The sequence below is a fragment of the Chryseobacterium sp. MHB01 genome (assembly GCF_034651565.1).
Taxonomy (GTDB): domain Bacteria; phylum Bacteroidota; class Bacteroidia; order Flavobacteriales; family Weeksellaceae; genus Chryseobacterium; species Chryseobacterium nepalense.
Genome location: NZ_JAYEDA010000017.1, coordinates 1 through 21723, shown reverse-complemented (window position 1 = coordinate 21723; position 21723 = coordinate 1). Strand labels below are relative to the sequence as shown.

13 protein-coding genes and 1 tRNA gene are annotated in these 21723 nt (G+C 36.4%); 11 read left to right on the top strand and 3 right to left on the bottom strand.

Annotated features, from left to right (window positions below; all coding sequences use genetic code 11):
- Nucleotides 1–224 precede the first annotated feature (224 nt).
- The 7 genes from U9K52_RS19175 (at nucleotide 225) to U9K52_RS19145 (ending at nucleotide 11602) form a co-directional block, all read left to right on the top strand.
- Nucleotides 225–614, top strand: a complete 390-nt coding sequence (locus U9K52_RS19175; protein WP_322927787.1) for a hypothetical protein — start codon at nucleotides 225–227, stop codon at nucleotides 612–614.
- Between the two features lie 142 nt (nucleotides 615–756).
- Nucleotides 757–1839, top strand: a complete 1083-nt coding sequence (locus U9K52_RS19170) for an efflux RND transporter periplasmic adaptor subunit (RefSeq protein ID WP_322927786.1) — start codon at nucleotides 757–759, stop codon at nucleotides 1837–1839.
- 24 nt (nucleotides 1840–1863) lie between these two features.
- Nucleotides 1864–5058 (top strand): efflux RND transporter permease subunit, encoded by a 3195-nt coding sequence (locus U9K52_RS19165; RefSeq protein WP_248394629.1) that lies wholly within the window; start codon nucleotides 1864–1866, stop codon nucleotides 5056–5058.
- The gene (locus U9K52_RS19160) at nucleotides 5045–6487 is read left to right on the top strand and encodes a TolC family protein (protein ID WP_263602412.1); all 1443 of its coding nucleotides are present in this window, start codon (nucleotides 5045–5047) and stop codon (nucleotides 6485–6487) included. Before U9K52_RS19165 ends, U9K52_RS19160 begins: the two co-directional genes overlap by 14 nt.
- A gap of 568 nt (nucleotides 6488–7055) precedes the next feature.
- Nucleotides 7056–8756 (top strand): helix-turn-helix domain-containing protein, encoded by a 1701-nt coding sequence (locus U9K52_RS19155; protein WP_263602413.1) that lies wholly within the window; start codon nucleotides 7056–7058, stop codon nucleotides 8754–8756.
- 365 nt (nucleotides 8757–9121) lie between these two features.
- Nucleotides 9122–10654 (top strand): M20/M25/M40 family metallo-hydrolase, encoded by a 1533-nt coding sequence (locus tag U9K52_RS19150; RefSeq protein ID WP_322927784.1) that lies wholly within the window; start codon nucleotides 9122–9124, stop codon nucleotides 10652–10654.
- Nucleotides 10655–10906: 252 nt separating this feature from the next.
- A complete protein-coding gene (locus U9K52_RS19145) occupies nucleotides 10907–11602 on the top strand; it encodes a hypothetical protein (RefSeq protein WP_322927783.1) in 696 nt (231 codons plus the stop codon).
- Between the two features lie 145 nt (nucleotides 11603–11747).
- Here U9K52_RS19145 and U9K52_RS19140 read toward each other — a convergent pair whose 3' ends face one another.
- The 3 genes from U9K52_RS19140 to U9K52_RS19130 form a co-directional block, all read right to left on the bottom strand.
- Nucleotides 11748–13310, bottom strand: coding sequence for a T9SS type A sorting domain-containing protein (locus U9K52_RS19140; protein ID WP_322927782.1), 1563 nt, complete (start codon nucleotides 13308–13310; stop codon nucleotides 11748–11750).
- Nucleotides 13311–13402: 92 nt separating this feature from the next.
- Nucleotides 13403–13489 (bottom strand) — tRNA-Ser (locus U9K52_RS19135).
- Nucleotides 13490–13534: 45 nt separating this feature from the next.
- Nucleotides 13535–14560 (bottom strand): asparaginase, encoded by a 1026-nt coding sequence (locus tag U9K52_RS19130; protein WP_263602417.1) that lies wholly within the window; start codon nucleotides 14558–14560, stop codon nucleotides 13535–13537.
- Between the two features lie 79 nt (nucleotides 14561–14639).
- Between U9K52_RS19130 and U9K52_RS19125 the strand changes: the two genes are divergently transcribed.
- The 4 genes from U9K52_RS19125 to U9K52_RS19110 form a co-directional block, all read left to right on the top strand.
- Nucleotides 14640–15317 (top strand): TrmH family RNA methyltransferase, encoded by a 678-nt coding sequence (locus U9K52_RS19125; protein WP_263602418.1) that lies wholly within the window; start codon nucleotides 14640–14642, stop codon nucleotides 15315–15317.
- A 735-nt stretch (nucleotides 15318–16052) separates the two neighbouring features.
- Nucleotides 16053–17735, top strand: a complete 1683-nt coding sequence (locus U9K52_RS19120; RefSeq protein ID WP_322927781.1) for a T9SS type A sorting domain-containing protein — start codon at nucleotides 16053–16055, stop codon at nucleotides 17733–17735.
- A gap of 4 nt (nucleotides 17736–17739) precedes the next feature.
- On the top strand, nucleotides 17740–21396 hold the full coding sequence (locus tag U9K52_RS19115) for a DUF5977 domain-containing protein (RefSeq protein ID WP_322927780.1): 3657 nt from the start codon (nucleotides 17740–17742) through the stop codon (nucleotides 21394–21396).
- 6 nt (nucleotides 21397–21402) lie between these two features.
- A partial coding sequence (locus U9K52_RS19110; protein WP_322927779.1) for a DUF6443 domain-containing protein occupies nucleotides 21403–21723 on the top strand: 321 nt, incomplete at its 3' end.

The window sequence follows — 21723 nt, the reverse complement described above, 5'->3', positions numbered from 1 at the left end:
CAACGTTAAGCAAATTGAATGCCATGGTTTGTTATAATTCAAAATATTTTTTGCAATAAGCTGAAAATTAAAATTTTGGAATGTTTTTATGCGGGTCATAATTGATATTAAATCGCAATTCAGCTAATTTAAAGCAGTGTTAAATATTGTTAATGCAATGGATTATGTTAGGTTTTTATTTGAGAGATTGTCCATTGAACACCTACATTTGTGCATTGAAAGTTATGAGAAATTATATCGTATATTTTTTGACTACTCTTTTTCTGCTTTTTGTAGTAGAGAGCAAAATTAATGTCAGAACATTACAGAATAATTATACTCATACTTCTCAGAATTTACCCAAAAAAGCGAATCGCTTAAATCAAACCTACGACAAACTTTCTATGCAACAGGTTGCCGATGATGTAAGCAGCGCTTATTCTCTGGAGCTTACGGAAGATAATTTTCAGTTGTCGGATACCTTCCAGGCAATAATGGTTTTTGCCAGTGTTTTTACATTGGTTTATATTTTCGGGTTAAAAAGCTTCAAAAAACTAAAGCCTTCTATTCACGGCTATTTATCAGGTTTTTCAACGGTTAAAAGATTCATTCTGATCCGTTCTATCAGAATCTAAAAAGACTTTGTCGATCTTTTTTCTGCTGATTCTTACGGCGGAAAATAAACTGCGTTGTGTTGCCGGCAATCATCACATCGCTGTTATCCTTATTGCCATTTTCCTATTTAAAACATTAACGATTTATATAAACTCTAGAATTATGATCAAAAGAGTTGTCGCAAGCATTGCGCTAAGCAGTCTTTTATTGTTCAGCTGTAACAAGAAAAAAGAAGAAAAAGAAGAAGCTGCAGTTTATCCTGTAACCTCACCCATCGTAATGGATACGGTGATTGATAAAGAATATGTAGCTCAAATAAGATCTGTAAAGAACATTGAAGTTCGTGCACAGGAAAAAGGTTTCCTTGAGAGAATCTTTGTGGATGAAGGCCAGTTTGTTCGTCAGGGACAGACATTATTCAGAATTATGCCGAAATTATACCAGGCAGAATTGCTGAAAGCTCAGGCGGAAGTTGCCCAGGCTACCATCGAACTGAAAAATGCAAGTACATTGGCCAGTAACAACATTGTTTCCAAAAACGAAAGAGCAATGGCAAAAGCCAAGCTGGATGCCGCAAATGCTGAAGCAAAACTGGCCCAGATTCACCTGTCTTTTACAGATATTAAAGCACCGTTTTCAGGGATTATTGACAGAATCCCGTTAAAATTGGGAAGTCTTGTGGATGAAGGAGATTTACTAACCTCACTTTCGGATAACAATGACATTTACACTTATTTTAATGTTTCCGAACCAGAGTACCTGAACTATCAGAGAAATATCGCATCACGCGGCAGCAACCAGGTAGATCTGGTTATGGCAAATGGCGATGTTTTCCCTCAGAAGGGTGAGATTCAGACTATTGAAGGCGAATTCGACAGTGAAACGGGAAATATTGCTTTCAGGGCAAAATTCCCCAATCCCGATAAATTATTACGGAACGGTGAAACGGGTAAAGTAAGAATGACTTTACCTTTAAAAAATGCTTTAATCATTCCGCAAAAAGCGACTTACGAAATCCAGGATCAGAAATATGTTTTTGTGGTGGATAAAAACGGGGTGGCAAAATCTAAAAATATAAAAGTTGCTTACGAACTTCCAGATGTTTATGTAGTGGCTTCGGGAATTTCTACCGGTGACAGAATCTTACTGGAAGGCGTTCAGAAAGTGAAAGACGATCAGAAGGTTCAGATTAAAGCTCAGGATCCGAAAAAAGTTCTTCAATCATTAAAATTAAAAGCAGAGTAAGACTCTTTAATGAAGTAAGTAATTATGTTTAAGAAATTTATTCGCAGACCTGTTCTGTCTATCGTAATCTCTTTGATTATCGTATTTATGGGAGTTTTATCATTGTTAAAATTACCCATCACACAGTTTCCTTCGATTTCTCCGCCCAAAGTAAATATTACGGCAGATTATCCGGGAGCCAACAACGAATTGCTGATTAAATCAGTTGTTATTCCTTTAGAAAGAGGATTAAATGGAGTTCCGGGAATGAAATATATGACTTCCGATGCCGGAAACGACGGGGAAGCATCCATTCAGGTGGTTTTTGATCTGGGAACAGATCCGAATGTTGCTGCTGTAAACGTTCAGAACCGTGTATCTTCAGTAGTAAATAAACTTCCGCCTTTAGTAGTGCGTGAAGGGGTGAAAATTACCAGGGAGGAACCTAATATGTTGATGTACATAAACCTGTACAGTGATGACCCGAAAGCCGACCAGAAATTCCTTTTCAACTATGCAGACATCAATGTAATGTCTGAATTAAGAAGGGTAAGTGGAGTCGGTTTTGCAGATATCCTCGGAACCAGAGAATATGCAATGCGTATCTGGCTGAAACCGGATCGGTTAACGGCATACAGCATTTCAGCAGATGAAGTAATGGAATCCCTGAATCAGCAGAGTTTGGAAGCATCTCCGGGTAAAACTGGAGAAAGTTCCGGTAAAAGATCGCAGTCATTTGAATATATTTTAAAATATCCCGGCCGTTTTAATAATGAAAAGGATTACGGAAATATTATTCTTAAAGCAAAACCGGACGGAGAATTTATCCGGCTGAAAGACGTTGCCGATATAGAATTTGGTTCTTCCATGTACGATATTTATTCTACATTGAATGGTAAACCTTCTGCAGCGATCACGGTAAAGCAATCATACGGTTCCAACGCAAGCGACGTGATCAAAAACGTAAAATCTTTGATGGCGGAGTTAGAAAAAACCACTTTCCCGAAAGGAATGCATTATGACATCAGTTACGACGTATCAAAATTCCTTGATGCTTCTATTGAAAAAGTAGTTCATACATTATTTGAAGCTTTCATTTTAGTGGCAATTGTGGTATTTTTATTCCTCGGAGATTGGCGCTCTACATTAATTCCGGCGTTAGCGGTTCCGGTATCTTTGGTAGGAACTTTTGCAGTCATGTCGGCATTCGGAATTACCTTAAATATGATCTCGCTTTTTGCCCTTGTAATGGCGATCGGGGTAGTGGTAGATGATGCGATTGTGGTTATTGAAGCGGTTCATGCCAAGATGGAGGAGAAGCATTTATCTCCGCTAAAAGCAACAGAAGAAGCCATGCACGAGATCAGCGGAGCAATTATCGCGATTACTCTGGTAATGGCATCTGTATTTATTCCGATTGCATTCATGTCCGGTCCGGTTGGGGTATTTTACCGTCAGTTTTCCATCACGATGGCTTCTGCGATCATTCTTTCAGGAGTTGTTGCTTTAACATTAACTCCGGCTTTGTGTGCTTTAATCTTAAAAAATAACCACGGAAAAGCAAAAAGAAGAACTCCGATTACTATCTTCCTTGATAAATTTAATGGGCTATTCAACAAAGGAGCAGGGAAATATGAAAAGATGCTTAATAAAACGGTGAAGAAAAAAACGATCACTTTACCTTTATTATTAGCGTTCTGTGCTTGCACATTTTTCTTGAGCAACTCATTGCCTTCAGGATTTATACCGGCGGAAGATCAGGGAATGATCTATGCAATTATCCAGACGCCGCCGGGCTCTACATTGGAAAGAACCAATCAGATTGCCAAAGAATTATTAAGAGAATCTGAAGATATTGACGGGGTACAGTCTGTTTCTTCACTGGCCGGTTATGAGATCTTAACAGAAGGTACCGGTTCAAACTCAGGAACCTGTCTGATCAACCTTAAAAGCTGGGAAGACCGTAAAGAATCTGCCGCAGAAATTATAGAAAAGCTTGAAGAAAAAGCAAAAAATATTCCGGGTGCAAATATTGAATTCTTTCAGCCGCCGTCTATTCCCGGCTATGGTGCCGCAGGTGGTTTCGAGCTTCGTCTGCTGGATAAGGCGGGAAGTGGCGACTATCATAAAATGGAGCAGGTAAGTAATGATTTCGTAAGGGAATTGAAAAAACGTCCTGAATTGGGTTCCGCATTTACCTTCTACTCTGCAAGTTTCCCTCAGTATATGTTGAGAGTGGATAATGATCTTGCCGAACAAAAAGGAGTGACGATAGAAAATGCAATGGATAATTTATCAACATTAATCGGTTCCAATTATGAAACAAGTTTCATCCGTTTCGACAGGCCTTATAAAGTAATCGTTCAGGCTGGCCCTCAGTATAGGGCGTTGCCGAGTGATTTGTTAAAGCTTTATGTGAAAAACGATAAAGATCAGATGGTTCCGTATTCAGATTTTATGCATCTGGAAAAAGTATATGGCCTTTCGGAAATTACCAGACATAATATGTACAATTCTGCCGAGGTCAGTGGTACTCCTGCTCCGGGTTACAGTTCCGGACAGGCTATTGCAGCCATCAAGGAAGTAGCGGATAAAACGCTTCCGAGAGGATTTGGAATCGACTGGGCAGGGATTTCTAAAGACGAGGTAAGCCGCGGAAATGAGGCCATTTTCATTTTCTTAGTGTGTCTAGGATTCGTTTACCTGATTCTTTCTGCGCAGTATGAAAGTTTCATTCTTCCGTTACCGGTAATCCTATCGTTGCCTACAGGTATTTTCGGGGCTTTCTTATGTCTTAAATTATTAGGATTGGAAAATAACATTTATGCTCAGGTAGCAATGGTCATGCTGATTGGTCTTTTAGGTAAAAATGCCGTATTGATCGTAGAATTTGCTGTACAGAAAAAAGCCGAGGAAGGTATTCCTGTTGCCCAGGCTGCAATTGAAGGAGCTGCGATCCGTTTCCGTCCGATTTTGATGACATCATTTGCATTCATCGCAGGTTTAATTCCATTGGTTCTGGCAACAGGACCGGGAGCAATCGGAAACCGTACCATTGGTACAGCAGCAGCAGGAGGGATGCTCATCGGAACTGTTTTCGGATTGATGATTATTCCTGGATTATATTACATTTTCGGAACCATTGCCGATAAGTCGAGACTGGCAAGATATGAGGAGGAAAATCCTTTAACAGAACAAACAGAACCGTACCAACACGATGACAAACATGAAGATTTATAATAAATATATAATGGCCATAGTCTTATCGCTTGTTTTAGCAAGCTGTAAGGCGCCTTTGGCCACCGTCGTAAAAGACGAGGTGAAAGAAAATATTCCTCAGAATTTTAACCAGGAAGAGCAGGGCGATGCAAATGCCAACAGCGGAACAACTCCATGGAGACAGTTTTTTACTGATCCTAATTTAGTAGCGTTAATTGAAACTGCTTTAAAAAATAATCAGGAGCTGATGATCACTTTGCAGGAAATTGAAATTGCAAAGAGCGGCGTTTTAGCTAAAAAAGGAAGGTTAACACCAACGGTTTCTGCAGGTGTCGGAGCCGGGGTCAGTAAAGTAGGGCGTTATACCAGTGAAGGAGCAGGTGATGCTTCTACAGAAATAGAACCCGGAAAGGAAGTTCCGGACCCGCTTGGAAATTTTGAAGGTGGGTTAATGGCCAACTGGGAAGTTGATATCTGGAAGAAACTAAGAACGGAAAAGGAATCAGCGATAGCGCATTACCTTTCAACAGTAGAAGGAAAGAATTTTGTACTCTCTAATTTAATTGAAGAAATTGCCGACAATTATTATGAGCTTTTAGCATTAGACAATCAGCTTGAAATTATTCAGCAGTACACGAAGCTGCAGGAGAAAGCTTTGGAGATCTCAAAAATTCAGAAAGAAGCAGCAGCGGCTACAGAGCTGGCGGTTAAAAAGTTTGAAGCGGAACTGGCAAAATCCAAAGCTACGGAATATACAATTCGTCAGGAGATTACAGAAAAGGAAAATGAGATCAATGCTTTATGTGGTAGATATCCGCAGACTATTGTACGCTCAAAAAGTGATTTCATGTCTATGATTCCGCAGACTGTATATACGGGAATTCCATCTCAGCTTCTTGCCAACCGCCCTGATATTAAACAGGCTGAGCTGGAACTGAAAGCTGCAAAGCTGGATGTTGAAGCAGCAAGAAAGGAATTTTATCCTACTCTGGAAATTTCCGCAACATTGGGTCTGGAAGCTTTTAAACCTTCTTATCTGGTGAAATTACCGGAATCCATGGCAGCAAGTCTGGTGGGTGAGCTTGCAGGGCCGCTTATTAATAAAAGTGCGATCAAAGCAAATTTCCAGACCGCTGACGCACGACAGATCCAGTCTTTGTATGAATATGACAAAACTATTCTGAATGCATATTTAGATGTTGCCAATTTAATGTCTAAAGTAAAAAACATAGATCAGTATTATAAACTGAAGTCTGATGAAACGAAGGCTTTGGAACAATCGATAGATATTGCTAATCAGCTATTCAGAAATTCAAGGGCAGATTACCTGGAGGTTCTTCTCAATCAGAGAGATGCTCTGGATGCAAAAATGGAGCTGGTGGAAGCAAAACAAAAACAGCTGAGTACAGTTGTGGATATTTATAAGAGCTTAGGCGGAGGCTGGAAGTAATTATAAATCCTTAATGTTTTAAAAAGAAAAGAGACTGCCCGAAAGGGATCAGTCTCTTTTCGATTAAAACTGAAAACTTTAATAGAAAGGCTCATGTAATGAAGCCTTTACTAATTTATCTGCATCGTATGAACAGCTAAATTATCCGGTTAGTTTTTATAGAAAATGGTATTAGTTTTTTGAAATTAAATTTAAAAAAACCATCCTCCCTCAAAAGTAATTTCCCTGTTAAGGAAGGTGGTAAGATTATTGAATCATCATGTTTCCGGTTATTGACTTTTACCCTTAGTGGATATATTTAGTTTTATAATGTAATACGTTTAAATTTCTCTTCTTAACTCTGAGTCCAAAATTATCAGGTTAAATCCGGATATAAAAATAATTGTTGTCTTTATTCATAAATTATGACGTCTTTATTTGAAAATTTAAAATATTTAATGTGCTGATTTTCAATTTTTATATTTGTAAAATAGAAATAGTTCGATAGTAGATATTAATTCAAACTTGTTTGAGAAAAACCGTCCATTTTTTGTAATTTTGAGCGCTGTTTACATTGAATAATACTAAGGTGATCAAAAAACTACTGCTTTTATTTTGTACCATATGCTTTCATTTTTTCCTTTCGCAGGAATCAGAGACTGTGTATGATGAGTTGAGAAAGAAGTACGAAAACTTTGAAGAAAATGATTTCAGAGCATTTCAGTATATCCGTCCTTACATTGCTAAATCAAAAAAAGAAAAGAACTATAGTAAATTGGTTCAGGGATATAAAGATGCGGTACTTTTTGCTTCCCTTGATGAAGAAAAGCTGAAATATAGCGACAGTCTGGTCCGGGCGGCAAATCTTTCGGGGGATAAAGACCTTATGATTGTTGCCCATATTGATAAAGGTGTTATTTATTACTATAACTATAAAAAATATCAGCTTGCCCTTAATGAATATCTCGAAGCCTACCAATATTCAAAAAATACAAAAAACGAATACCTGAAACATCAGAACCTCTATCATATAGGGGTAGTGAAAAGCTATTTGGGATATTATGACGAAGCTGCTGATTTATTCAGCAAATGCCTTTTGTATTACAGGGAAAAATCAAAAGCCGATATTCATCCTAATCTAATTTACAACAATAAAAAGGGTTATCTCAACAGCCTGCACCAGCTGATTATCTGTTACCGGCATCTGGGAAGGTATAAGGACATGGATGTTGCAATAAAAAAAGGACTTTCGGAGGCTGGCAATAATCGGGATTATGCCCAGGAGAAAGGGTATTTCCTTCTTTCAAAAGGAATTTCCGAATATAGGGAAAAGCAATATGAGACAGCCTTGACGGATCTTAACCTGTCTCTTCCGTCCATTCGTCACAGCCGCGATTTTGCAAGGCTTTCAGTTAATTATTTTTTTATAGGAAAAAGTTATCTCGGGATGAACGACACTCAAAAATCTGTTTTTTATTTCAGGAAAATTGATTCCATTTTTAACAAACATCAGTTTATCCTTCCTGAGCTCAGGGAAAATTATGAGATTCTTATCAATTACAGCAAGAAAAATAAAGACCAGGCGCAACAGCTTTACTATACTGGGCAATTGTTAAAAGCAGACAGTATCATGTCCAGAGATTTTAGTTATCTGTCTCCGAAGATTCACAAAGATTATGACACCAAAACATTACTGGAAGAGAAAAACAAGCTTCAGAAAATGAACTATCTGGTAACCGTAATCGTAATTCTCTTAATTATCTGGGCAATCGGTCTCATTATGCTTTTCACCAAAAGGCAAAAAAAGGCTAAAGAAATTAAGCAAAAATATATATTACTTGAAGAAAAGTTTGTAAAAGACCAGGCTATTGGCGAGATATCCAGTACTGTACTTGAAGAAAAAAAGATTCACCTGCATGAAAGTAAGGTGGAAGAACTTCTTCATAAACTCAAAAAGTTTGAAAACAAAAAAGGATTTACCCAAAAAGGGCTTACCCTCAACAGGCTGGCTCAGCAACTTGGGACAAATTCCAGCTATCTCTCCCAGGTTATCAATGAATATAAAGGCGGAAATTTTAATAAATATCTCAGTCAGCTCAGGATCAACTATATTACCAATCTTCTTTTTGAGGATAAAAAATATCTAAAATACAATATTGAAACACTCGCCAGAGAGTGCGGAATTGCTTCACGGCAAAATTTCTCCGATCTTTTTTATGAAATCAACGGAATACGGCCTACAGATTTTATTAAGAAAAGGATGCAGGAGATGGATAATGGAGGTAATTAATAATTATATAAATCCAACGAAATCAATGAATAAAGGCTTAGATCGAATTGTTTATGTGTAATTATATCATACAAAACAGTATTTTCCTAATCATTATTTTCCTATATATATACTTTATATTGGACTTTAGATTTAAGAAAGACAATTTTAATTTTAAAAATTATTTAAAGAAAAGGAAAAAGCAATCCACCTTATCAATGTTTATGGATATAAATGGTTGGCAAGCGGCGGTCGCTTCTTTAATATTTACGATAATATATTTTTATATTAAACGTGGAGTGTTAACTGATATTTTAAGTATTTTTAAAATTAATCTATGCTAATCAGTTTATAACTTCACGAAAATAAAACCAACCAAATCTACCATGAAAAAGCTCATCTTCATTATTATAAGCCTTCTTATTCTCCTGATCATTATTGTTTTAATTAAAACATTTACTTATTCTTTTAAAAAAGTAAGTGCTAATACTACTTCAGGCTGGAAAATGATAAAAGATGATTCCGCTATTCAAAGATTATCTGGCGGGCTAAAGATTCCGACTGTTTCATCGGGTGAGCTGGGCGATTTCAATTACTCAACATTTGATACCATCAAGGAATATATAAAAAATTCTTATCCCCTCATTTATCAGAATGCAGAGTTTGCTGAAGTCAATACCTATGGTCTGGTATTTAGGTTAAAGGGCAGCAATCCTTCTCTCGATCCCATTTTATTTCTTTCCCACACCGATGTCGTTCCTCCCGGAGATGCTGAAGTGAAAGATAAAACTGAAAATATTTTCAGACCGGATGATCAACCCTTACCTGAGGTATCGGAAGTTTCGGAAGAGTGGGATTTCGGTCCGTTTTCCGGAGCAGTAGCCAACGGAAGAATTTACGGAAGAGGTTCCATTGATATGAAGGGAATGCTGTTCTCCCTTCTGGAATCCATGAATAATGTAATTAAGACAAAATTTATTCCCCAGCGGGATATCTATCTTGCTTTTGGTTTTGATGAAGAAGTGGGCGGACAACAGGGCGCTGTAAAAATTGCAGAGTATTTCAGAAATAAAAATGTGCAATTTGATGCAGTATATGATGAAGGTGGCTTAATTCTGGAAAAGGGTAGTGTTACAGGGATCAACTCAGATATTGCCGTAATCGGCTGTGCGGAAAAAGGTTTTCTTTCCGTTAAAATAAAAGTAAAAGGACTCGGCGGACATTCTTCTATGCCTCCTGCGGAAAGTGCCATTGGAAAAGCTGCTGTCATTATGCAGCGCCTTGAATCCGGCCAGATGAAGCCTGAAGTCACTCCGATTATCAATCAGTTTTTTATCAATGTCGGTGGATCCATGTCTTTTATTAGCAGAATGGCCATTGCCAATCAGTGGTTATTGAAACCCGTTCTTCTTTCACAGCTGACGAAAAATAATTCCACCAACGCCCTGGTTCGTACAACTACCGCTTTAACCATGATGAAGGGAAGTGACGCTCCCAATGTCCTTTCTCCCGAAGTGGAATTTATTGTTAATTTCAGACTTCTTCCCGGTAATACCGTAAAAGATGTGAAAGAACATATTGCAAATGTTACCAAAGGATTTGATGTGGAAATTGAAGAAATCGACAGTGTAAAAGAAGCTTCTGCAGTTTCTTCATCGAATACAAGAGCATTTCAAATGATAGAAGCGGCGATTAAAGAAATTTATCCTACGGCAATCGCAACACCTTACCTCACGGTGGGCGCAACGGATGCTTATAAATACCAGGTCGTAAGTAAAAATATTTACCGCTTCATGCCGATAAAAATTAACAACGCCGAAAAGCAATCTATCCACAGCACGAATGAATATCTCAGCATAGAAAATTATATGAAAATGATTCATTACTTTGAATTCATCATGAGAAATTATGATAAATAAATAATGAGCAATAAGTAATCAATAATTAAATTTAGATTATCAGAATCACAAGAATATATAAATTGTTCATAAACTGTGATCTTGCTAAGTCAAACGTCTTTGTTTAATGAAATATGCGCAACTTTTTAATAAAAAAAACCGAAAATTTTAGCGTTAAAAATCAATCATTCCAAAAAAATTAAAACAAAAAAATAACACGTCAAGTTTTGTCGCATCACCGGAATAGCTTTGTCATATCAAAACAACAAAGTTATGGAACTGCCATTATATTTAAGTTTTAATGAATTTGAAAACCGGTATTACGATCATCTTGAAACATGGTTCGAAGAATACCGCAACACATCAGAAACCGATTATCTGAAAATTTTAGCAGAACTGTATAGTCCTTATTTATATTACAATTTTGCCAATGACAGGCTGCAGGCTGATGCTACAATTCAGATTAAAGAATGCTCTTTTCCGTATCATGATAAAATAGGACTTTCTTTCTGTACAAGCTGCGAAAATGGAAAATCTCCCAAAAGCACCAAAAGCATGAGCCATATTTTCGAGTGGAAAACAATCAGCATGATGGAATATGCACAGCATGTTTTAGATAAGATCAACAAACATCTCCAAACCAATACCGGTAAAGTCGGTCAAAACATCCTGGATTACATTAATGATTATAATATCATCACTTCAAGAGACGGAGCGGGATATTGTGTTAACTATAATCAACATCAGACTACACTGCCTTTTTTGAAAGCCTACCTTCCTGTTTACGGACAAACGGTGAATATTGCAACTTACAGAGATTTCATTTTTTCAGTAGTTCAGATTGCGGAGTTTATTGATAAAAAATTAAAAGATGTGCATGCTTTTGAGAATACAATTTACACAAAGCTGAAATCTGATGCTAAATTCAAAGTTCAGATGAACCAGCAGTTTCTCACCATATGCAACTAAACTAATACCAAACATTCATATAGCTAAATTATAGTTTGAAATGGGTTGAGATTTTCAAACGCAACCGCCTGATCTTTTTGTGATCAGGCGGTTTTTAATAAAGATGTATCAAAGATTTATTGTACTTCGAATAAATGCATCGTAATTATTTTTTTATTAATTTTTGTACAGATGTTTTATTGGCAGAATTGATTTTTAGCCAATAAATGCCTCCGCTGAGTGATGGAGCAGATAATAATAATCTGGGGTCTTTGCCGCAATTGAGATTTATTTTATTATAAACCAGTTTCCCGGTTGAATCAAACAAATTAATATCCAATGCCGTTTCTTTCTTACAGGTAATATTTACATAGTCTGAAAAAACAGTTGGAAAAACCTTATAATCATCTGCGATCTTTATTTCATTAATTCCTAAATTGGAATTGTAAGTATACCGCGCAATTGCAAAATTACTATCAGCCGGAAAGTTTGAATGGGATGCGAGTCCGGCAAGAGTGATGGTTGAATTTGTTATAATGGAGGCATAAGGTATATCCTGAAATCCATAAAAATCTGTAGTAACAATTCCAGAATTACCAAACTGGCTATCCAAATTACCAGCCTGATTGTACTTCATGATCGTGAAATTTTCATTTCCAGTCTGAACTGAATAGGTAAAACCAGATGCTATGATATTATTTGAGGAGTCCAGTTTAAGGGTTTTTATTTCTCCCCCGGTATTAGGGAGAAGTGTCTGCACCACACCGTTATTGCCAAATGAGTTGTCGAAAGAGCCATTGATATTTAGTTTTACAATGGTAAAATTGTCTAATACATTATTATTGTTTGAAGAATATGAATATCCTCCCATCAGCAGACTACCGTCACTTAAAAGCATATGAGTCCGCGATAATGAATTGCCCTGATTCGTGACATTAAAATAAGTATAGCCTACACCTGCAAATGAAGTATCCAGATTTCCGTTAGGTAATAATCTTAAAGCAAACATTCTGGCTTGATTCGAGCCGGTTGATAAAATAAGATAGCCGGAACAGGTTAAATTTCCGTTTGGAGAGAGGCTTACAGAAAATAAGTAATGCCTGTGATTGATAGGAGCGATGGTAAATAATCCGGTATTATTAAACGAAGTATCAAATTGTCCGTTTGGTAATAAGCGCAATACAAACCCTTCTGTTAATGATTGTAATGGGGTACCGCTTTTGTTTCCGACTAAAATTATTTTTCCGTCAGATTGAAGCTCACCGTTAAAGACATTGTCGTCCGACTGATATGCAAAATTGATCTCAAGTGTACCATTATTTCCAAAAGTAGTTACGGAATTGCCATTTTCGTCCATTTTAGAAACAATGATGTTATTATAGCCATCGGATCCAATTTTTGTTCCCAAAACAATAATCTCGTTGGTGCTTGTTTTTAAAATTTTTTCAATGGATTTGAAAGGAAACTGCTTAACTCCATTATTTTGAAAACTGGTGTCAATTGTGCCGTCGGAATTATGTTTTACGAGATAAGCATTGACATTATCGGAACCTCCTACCAATAGCTTGTCGTTGTTTAAGGCTATCATAGAGGAGATTTTTTCAATGGCTAGGTTACTGTTAATATCGTAAACTACCTTTCCATTGGTTCCAAAGGTATTATCCAGTACTTGTCCAAAAAAGCAGTGAATGGATAAAAAGAAAATAAAAACTAGTGTTCTGTATCTCATATTATAAATTTTACATGGGAATTATAGTAATGTTTTAAATTTTTAAGAAAGACTAAAAAAAATAAAGCGCTGGAATTCAGCGCTTTATTTTGCAGAGAGGAAGGGATTCGAACCCTCGATACAGTTACCCGTATACTACCTTTCCAGGGTAGCTCCTTCAACCACTCGGACACCTCTCTATTTGAGATTGCAAAAATAAGGGAATTTATTGAATATCCAAATTATTATTGCAATTGCTGCGAAATTTCTCCACAAAGGCTTTTTGAAAAATTATCTCCGAAGCTTCCGTTGTAATTCGGATTATCTATAAGGTGCATTGCTTTTGTAATAGCACTTTCTGCTGTTATATCCCTTCCGCTGATGGCTCCGATTCTGGAAAAAATATTGCTGTTCTCGTACTTTCCGAATGATATTCCTCCTGAAATACACTGGCTTACTACAACAATTTCAGTTCCGTTATTCCTGATCTGCTGTAGGGTTTCCACTGTTTTATCACTGCTGAAAATGGTTCCCGAACCAAAAACCTGAAGAATAAGAACTTTCATTTTCGGGATTTCTTTAAAATGATTAAGGTTCATGCCCGGAAAGATCCTCCAGAAAATAATATCTTCCGAAATATGATCATCCACATGGAACTCAGTTCCAGGCTCACATCGGTGAAGATTTTCTTTAATAATATTGAGATGCACTCCCGATTGTCCTAAAATTGGATAATTTGGACTGGCGTATGCATCAAAGTATTCTGCAGAATATTTCAGGGTACGGTTTCCTCTCAGCAATTTGTATTCAAAATAAATCGCTACTTCCTGGATTACCGCTTCATCATTCTCATATAAGCTAGCGTAATAAAGGCTGGTTAAAAGATTTTCCTTGGCATCTGTCCGCAAATCTCCGATAGGGAGCTGAGAGCCCGTAAGAATTACCGGCTTTTTGAGGCCTTTCAGCATAAAACTCAGCGCTGAAGCGGTATAAGACATCGTATCTGTTCCGTGAAGAATTAGAAAGCCGTCATAATTATGATAATTCTTATGGATATAATGAGCGATGATTTTCCACTCGTCCGGACCCATATCGGATGAATCAAGGGGTTTTGAAAAAGGATGAACGAAAACTTCACATTCCATCAGCGTCATTTCCGGCATTTTTTCAAAAATATTTCCAAAATCAAATGCACGGAGGCTTCCGGTTTCATAATCTTTCTCCATACCGATGGTTCCGCCGGTATAGATCAAAAGGACTTTTCGTTTCATAGATGATTTTATTAGATTTTCAGGCCTCATTCGGGAGGATTCCTCAAAATTACGTTAATTTGCAAAGATTTGAAAATGAATGGAAGATTTAGCAAAAACTTTTGAATATTTAAAGCAGTTTTTAACGGAAGAAAGACTTTCCAAAATTGAGCATTTTTCCTTAGAAAGCTCGGATTTTGTTTTGCCGGTGGTGGAAGATATTTATCAGTTCCGCAATGCAGCTGCAATTGTACGTTCGGTAGAAGCCTGTGGTTTTCATAAAGTGGTGGCTTTGCAGGAAGAATATAGTTTTGAACCGAATCTTCGCGTTACCAAAGGGGCAGATACCTGGGTTGAGGTTGAGAAACTTCCCCGAAATATGGAATCTTTTCAGAAAATCAGGGATAGAGGCTATAAAATAGTCGCTGTTTCGCTGGAAAATAATGCGGTAATGCTGCCTGAATATCAGATTACAGAACCTGTTGCTTTGGTTTTCGGAACCGAAATGGAAGGTGTTTCACAGGAAATTCTTGATTTTGCTGATGAGACACTGGCTATCCCGATGTACGGTTTTACAAGAAGTTTTAATGTTTCGGTGGCAGCTTCTATCTGCATGTATGAATTAAAGCAAAAGCTGATTAAATCAGGAATGAATTATAAACTAAATGAGGAAAAGCTGTTAAAAATGAAGATTCGATGGGCTGTCAATTCTATACGGAGCGGACAGGAGATTTTTAACAAATACTTGAAGGATCATCACCTTCCAGAAATTTTTTAAATAGCTTTTTTTATTTAAAATCTTCTAAGAATCTATTTTTATTATTCTAGCCATTTCTTTTCATTTTTAAAATTAACAAAACAAATCTCTTCTTTCAATCACTTGTGAAAACTTTGAAGGGATTTGACCGGTTTCGAGGTGCTTTCTTCGGGTCTTCTTCGGATCACGTTCGGGTCAGCTTCGGAAAAATATACTTTTTTCCGAAGAGCTTCCGAACAACACCCGAAGGATTGTCGAAGAAATTCTGATTATTTCTTAAGAATTTTTGTATTTTTTCGTTGATCTGTTTTTTTATCGAAATAGCTTTTATTGGAGATTAAATTTTCTTAAAAATTACTTGATTTAGTATAAAAATAATCTGTTGATACTAAGCTGTAAATATTGTTCACGAGGCGTTTTTTCAGCATCTTTTTCGTCACATAAAATTCATTTAAATTTCTTTGTCCGGAGATTTATTTTTTCTATTTTCGCACCGGATTTTAGAAAACTTCCAACCTGAAAACAGGAAAATGCATCTTTGTAATAATACGACATCTTTTGTCGTGTGTGAGCATTAGTTTTGCAGCAATGGAAATTATTTTTCTAATCAATAGTCATTAAAAAACAAGAACCATGATAAAAACATATCCTTATTGGGCCATTTCTCCGTAGCGCTCCGAATTCTAATACAGGAATTCTGTATTCTCAGACCTTTTAATTTAAAACAATAATAATACTTATCATTAAACACTTTGTATGAATAAATTATACTCAGGAGCATTTTTCTTATGTTCCGTACTGGGCGTTTCTGCCCAGGAAGTGATCTGGCAGAAAGACATCAAATCCTCCACCCAGGATTTTCTTTCCCAGGTTACCACTACTATTGATCAGCAGTATTTGATAACCGGCAGTTCTATTAGAGCTGGAAGCGGGATGATGGAAGCTGGAAGTAAAAGCCAGATGCCAAATTCCAACACCCAGCAGCAAAACAACGGTTACGATTTTCATTTGGTTAAATTAAACCAGCAGGGCGAAGAAGTCTGGGAGAAATATTTCTCGGGACAGAACCATGATTTCCTTTCGGCTACGGTGAACACTCAGGACGGTGGATTCGTTTTAGCAGGAACGAGTTTTTCAGGGAAAGGGTTGGATAAAAAAGAAGATTCCAAAGGCGGATCTGATATCTGGTTGATTCGCATCAACGAATTCGGGGATGAATTGTGGCAGAAAACGATTGGCAGTAATTCGGATGAAGAAGCAAGAGCGGTAATCCAGACCACGGATATGGGGTTCTTTGTGGCGGGAAATATAATGACAGGTTCCCTTCGAGAGCCTCAGGGAACGAGAACTTTGGGTTACGGATCCAAAGATGTTTTGGTCATTAAATTAGATAAAAACGGAAAAGAATTATCGCAGCTTATTTTAGGCGGAAAAGGTTTGGATGAAGTTGAGAAAATGATTCCTACAAAAGACGGCGGCGCATTGTTGGGCGTGTATTCCAGAAGCGGAGCGGTAGCTGGAAGCGGGATGCCGGAAGCGGGAAGTAAAGCCAGCAGCCAGATGCCAAAAGCCAGCGGCAATTTCGGGGAGGGTGATTACTGGATCATCAAGCTCAATAAAGACGGCAAAGTAGAATGGGAAAAGAATTTCGGAGGAAAAGGCGATGACCATTTGAGAACATTAGCTTTAACCTCTACAGGTTATTTAATCGGAGGAGAATCAAGATCGGAAAAATCGGGAAATAAAACCGTAGGCATTGAAGAAGGAACCGACTTGTGGCTGATCTCACTCAACGAAAGGGGTGAAGAGATCTGGCAGAAATCCTACAATTTTAAAAACCGGGATGTGCTGATGGGAATGAGCGTAATAGCCGGGAAGCAGGAAGATGGAAGTGAGTCTAAAGGAATTTTATTGGGAGGTTATACCCAGGCTGAAGGAAGAATTGAAAGTGATGATGAAACGTTCTGGATGCTGTATTTGGATCAAAATGGTAATGAACAGTGGCGAAAGCACGTAAAAGGAGAATCCAGGAAAAAAGAGGAAAGACTTTCGGATATAAAGCTGAACAGGGACGGTTCGATTGTTTTAGCCGGGACGAGTGCCGAAGAGCTTGGCAAAGAAAACTGGAAGATCGTAAAGCTGGGTGACAGGCAGATCGACCAGCTGATCGAGAAGCAGGATATTAAGATCTATCCGAATCCTGTATCAGATTACGCGTATGTGGAGATTGGAATGGAAGATGGAAGCAGGAAGCTGGGTGATGGAAAGTTCGAGGCAGAAATTGTTGTGTATGATATGGGCGGAAGACAATTGCAGAGCCTGAAAACAAAAAATAAAGTTACCAAGATAAACACGCAGAACCTGGTTCAGGGAGCGTATCTGGTAACGGTGAAGACGAATGATAACAAAACAGCGAGTGCTAAACTGATTAAGAAATAATACAATGAAGAAAAATATATTATTAAGTTTTTTATTAGTTGCAATTTTTCCATTAATAAAAGCTCAAAATAATCAAAATAAATATATTGATTACTATTTTAAGAATTTTCCTAATGCTCCATCAACCGCTACATTTTTGAGGTATGGTGATATACAAAATTCAGAATATACAGGAACGAATAGTCCGCAAATCCCATTATTAACGGCTGAAAGTGGAACAATTAAAATTCCTTTGATTCTGAAATACATTTCAGGAAATGGAATAAAAGTAGCACAGGAAGCAGGTTCGGTAGGTTTAGGATGGGATATAAATCTTCCAACCATTACACAATCAATTTTGGGAGGTTACAGTGATTTTGATGATGTTGCAAAATATCTTCCCGTTTTTTCAAAATCAACGAACCCTTTTAATAATTATTTTCCACATAGCTCACAACCTCTTACGACGGGATTTGTTTCACAGCCTACAAAAGATGGTTACTCTTATTATAAAACGATTGATGGATTTTTACCATTAAATGGAAATTTTGTTGATTTAAATAATTCAGCTCCCTTTACAGTTGACACTGATACTTCACCAGATATATTTACCTGTAATTTATTTGGAGAAAAATTAGAGTTTGTTGTAAATAATTATCCGGTAGGAATTACTACACATACTTTTACTCCAACTTTTTACTGTCTGAATAAGAAAGGATATAAGATATCTTACAATGGTCTCAACTACTTTACAATTATTGACCCGGCGGGAGTAAAATATTATTTTTCGAAAGTTGAAGATGTCAGAACACTGAATAGTGTAAGTAAGAACTATGTGATAACAAAAATAACTGATCTTAATAATAATGATATAAACTTCACGTATAATGAATATTTAAATGTACAAAATTTAGTTTCTATTGGAGGAAAACTTAACTATACTTTCGGTAATCAAGATAATAACTATATTGATATTCCACTAGCAAATACACAGAGTTTTTCAGGTATAGGAGAATTTGACGATTATTATCCTGGATCAAGTTTAAATCCTCTCAAAAGTCCAGAAAGCGTAGGATTTGCAACACCCATGATGACATCATCTACAAAACAAAATTATTTGCTTATCAATTCAGTCACTGGTGATTTTGGAAAAGTTGTTTTTTATTATTCTGATCGGCTTGATTTCCCAACCCAAAAACTTGATAAAATTGAACAACAAAATAATATAAATCAGGTTGTTAAAACAATTAATTTTAATTATGATTACTTTAATTCTCAAGCTTCTGCAAATGTTACCGGTGCACCATACTATCAAGGTTTATTGAGTTCATTTTATCAGTCTCTGCCACAAGATAGATTGACGAAAAGACTTAAACTTTTATCCTTAGCAATAGATAATCAACAATATATATTTGGTTATAATGAAACAATGCTGCCTTCTAAGCATTCGACAGGTGTAGATTACTGGGGGTATTCTAATGGTGGATTTACTAATAAAACATTGTTTTTAAATCCTAATGACTTTAATTATCCTGTTGCTATTCCTTTAGATAATGATTACAACAACAATTTTAAACGGGCGGATCTAAACTATGCCAAATCAGCCGTTTTGACAAAAATAACATATCCTACCAAAGGTTTCTCTTCTTTTGAATATGAATTAAATACCGCATCTAATCTATTTAATCAATATGATTACAGTAAATTATCGGTTGGAAATGGTCTGAGGCTGGCCAGCCAAACCAATAAAGATTTTAATGATCAGTTTTTAAGTAAAACCGAGTTTAAATATTTTGATGGTGTATCAACAAATCCATTATTTTTATTTAATAAAAATTCTTTTTCTACAGTTCAAATATATACTGTTGATGGCGGCGACGGCCATGCTGCCTCTAAGTCATCTGGAATTGTATCCATGAATTCCAACAATAATAATTCTGCTTCACCATTATCATCGGGTGATTACATAGGGTATTCTAAAGTAATAAAAACAGAAAAAGACATCCAAGGTAATTCTAAAGGTTCTATTGAAATACAGTATGCCAATACTCCAGACTTTCATTATTTACTTCAGGAAGGTGTAATTCCTATTTATATGCCATCAAGTAAATCACCTAACGCAACAGAAAACGGGAAGGTATTAACTGAAATAGTTTATGACACTTCTATGAACAAAATTCAGCAAACTGACAACACGTACTCCGATATTTATTCTAATGTTTTGTATGGGACTTCACTTGCTCGAAATTCAAGATATTTCTGGAACGGAAATGGTGGTATTGGAGGCACTTGGACTATTATTCAGCATGGTGTAACTTCTCTAGGCTATTATCCAATTTTTTCTAAACAAAGTTTACTAAATAATTCTAAAACTACTAAGTTTTATAATGGACAAGCATTAATGACCAATACAAATCTGTATTATAATTCAAATGATCAAATTATAACTAAATCAATTACTTTTCCTGATGGTAAATATAATTCTGAAAATTATAAATACTCAACCGAAAAGAATAATACCAAATTAATTAATGCCAATATTATAAATCTCCCTTTAGAAACACATCTTATCGGAAATGTAATAAATGGTTCGTTAAAAACAACTTCTTTGGTAGAAACTCATTATGATGATCCAAACCATTTAAATCCTACGTCAGTTTCATCCTATAAATTATCTGATATAAACAATAATCCCGTAACTGAAGCTACTTACGACAAATATGACAGTAAAGGGAATTTATTACAATATACAACCAAAGAAGGTATTCCTATAACCATTATATGGGGGTATAAAACTACTCTGCCAATAGCAAAAATTGAAGGAGGTAATTATTCTCAGATAATGCAGACATTTGGATTAGATGGCAATAATAATAGTTCTTACCAACAATTAGAAATAGTAAAAAAGTCAGATCTCGATATTGATGATTCTACAGAAAATACTCTAATTTCAGAGTTAAATAATTTTAGAAACAAAGCGGAATTTAAAGATTTTCGAATTACCACATATACCTATGATCCATTGATTGGAGTCAGAAGTATTACCCCTCCATCAGGATTTAAAGAAATATATAAATACGATAATTTTAAAAGATTAGAATATGTCATAAATGATGAAGGTAAGGTTCTCAAAGAGTTTAAATACAATTATGCTCCAAACAGGTATTTTAACTCTTCAAAAAGTCAAGTTTTTACGCGAAATAATTGTGGAACCAATGCTATTCCTGGAACTTATACTTATATAGTCTCTGAAAACACTTATATTTCAATTGTTAGCCAAGCTGATGCAGACCAGCAAGCACAAAATGATATTAATGCCAACGGTCAGAATACAGCAAATGCTAACGGTAGCTGTACTGTTTTAAGTTGTTCTGTAACAAAAGGATCTGGAATAGCTCAATTAAATTATGGTTCTATTGGATTAGCAAATACTACTAATTTTAGAATTCAGATGGGATTTGTGTATCAAAGTAATTTAGCATGGAATACAGGTGTTGTGATAGGCAAGATTAGCGGTAACTGTATTCCCTCTTTAGCAAGAACATCTACTACTTATTTTAATGGCATCTGGCTTTTAAATATTGATACTAATGGCAACATTACTGCTCAAATACCTTCAGCTTCACCGTCACTAGTAAATAATATGAATGTGGCTTTAGATTTTACTTTTCAAATAAACTAACCAGATATGAAAAAAATATTAATTCCTATAGGCGCTTTGCTGATATCCGGTTTATCCCAGGCACAGCTGACCACTACAGAAAACTACGTGTATTCCAAAACCTATCTGGATTACAATAGTAGTGGACAACCTACCAAATCCGCAGAAACCGTTCAGTATTTCGACGGTTTGGGAAGAGCTAAGCAGGTGGTGAATGTCAAAGCTTCCCCAACGGGGAAAGACGTGGTCACCCATATTGAATACGATGGTTTTGGAAGACAGGTGAAAGATTACCTTCCGGTTCCCCAGCAGGGAACCCAGAACGGGGGCATATATACTTCTCCATTA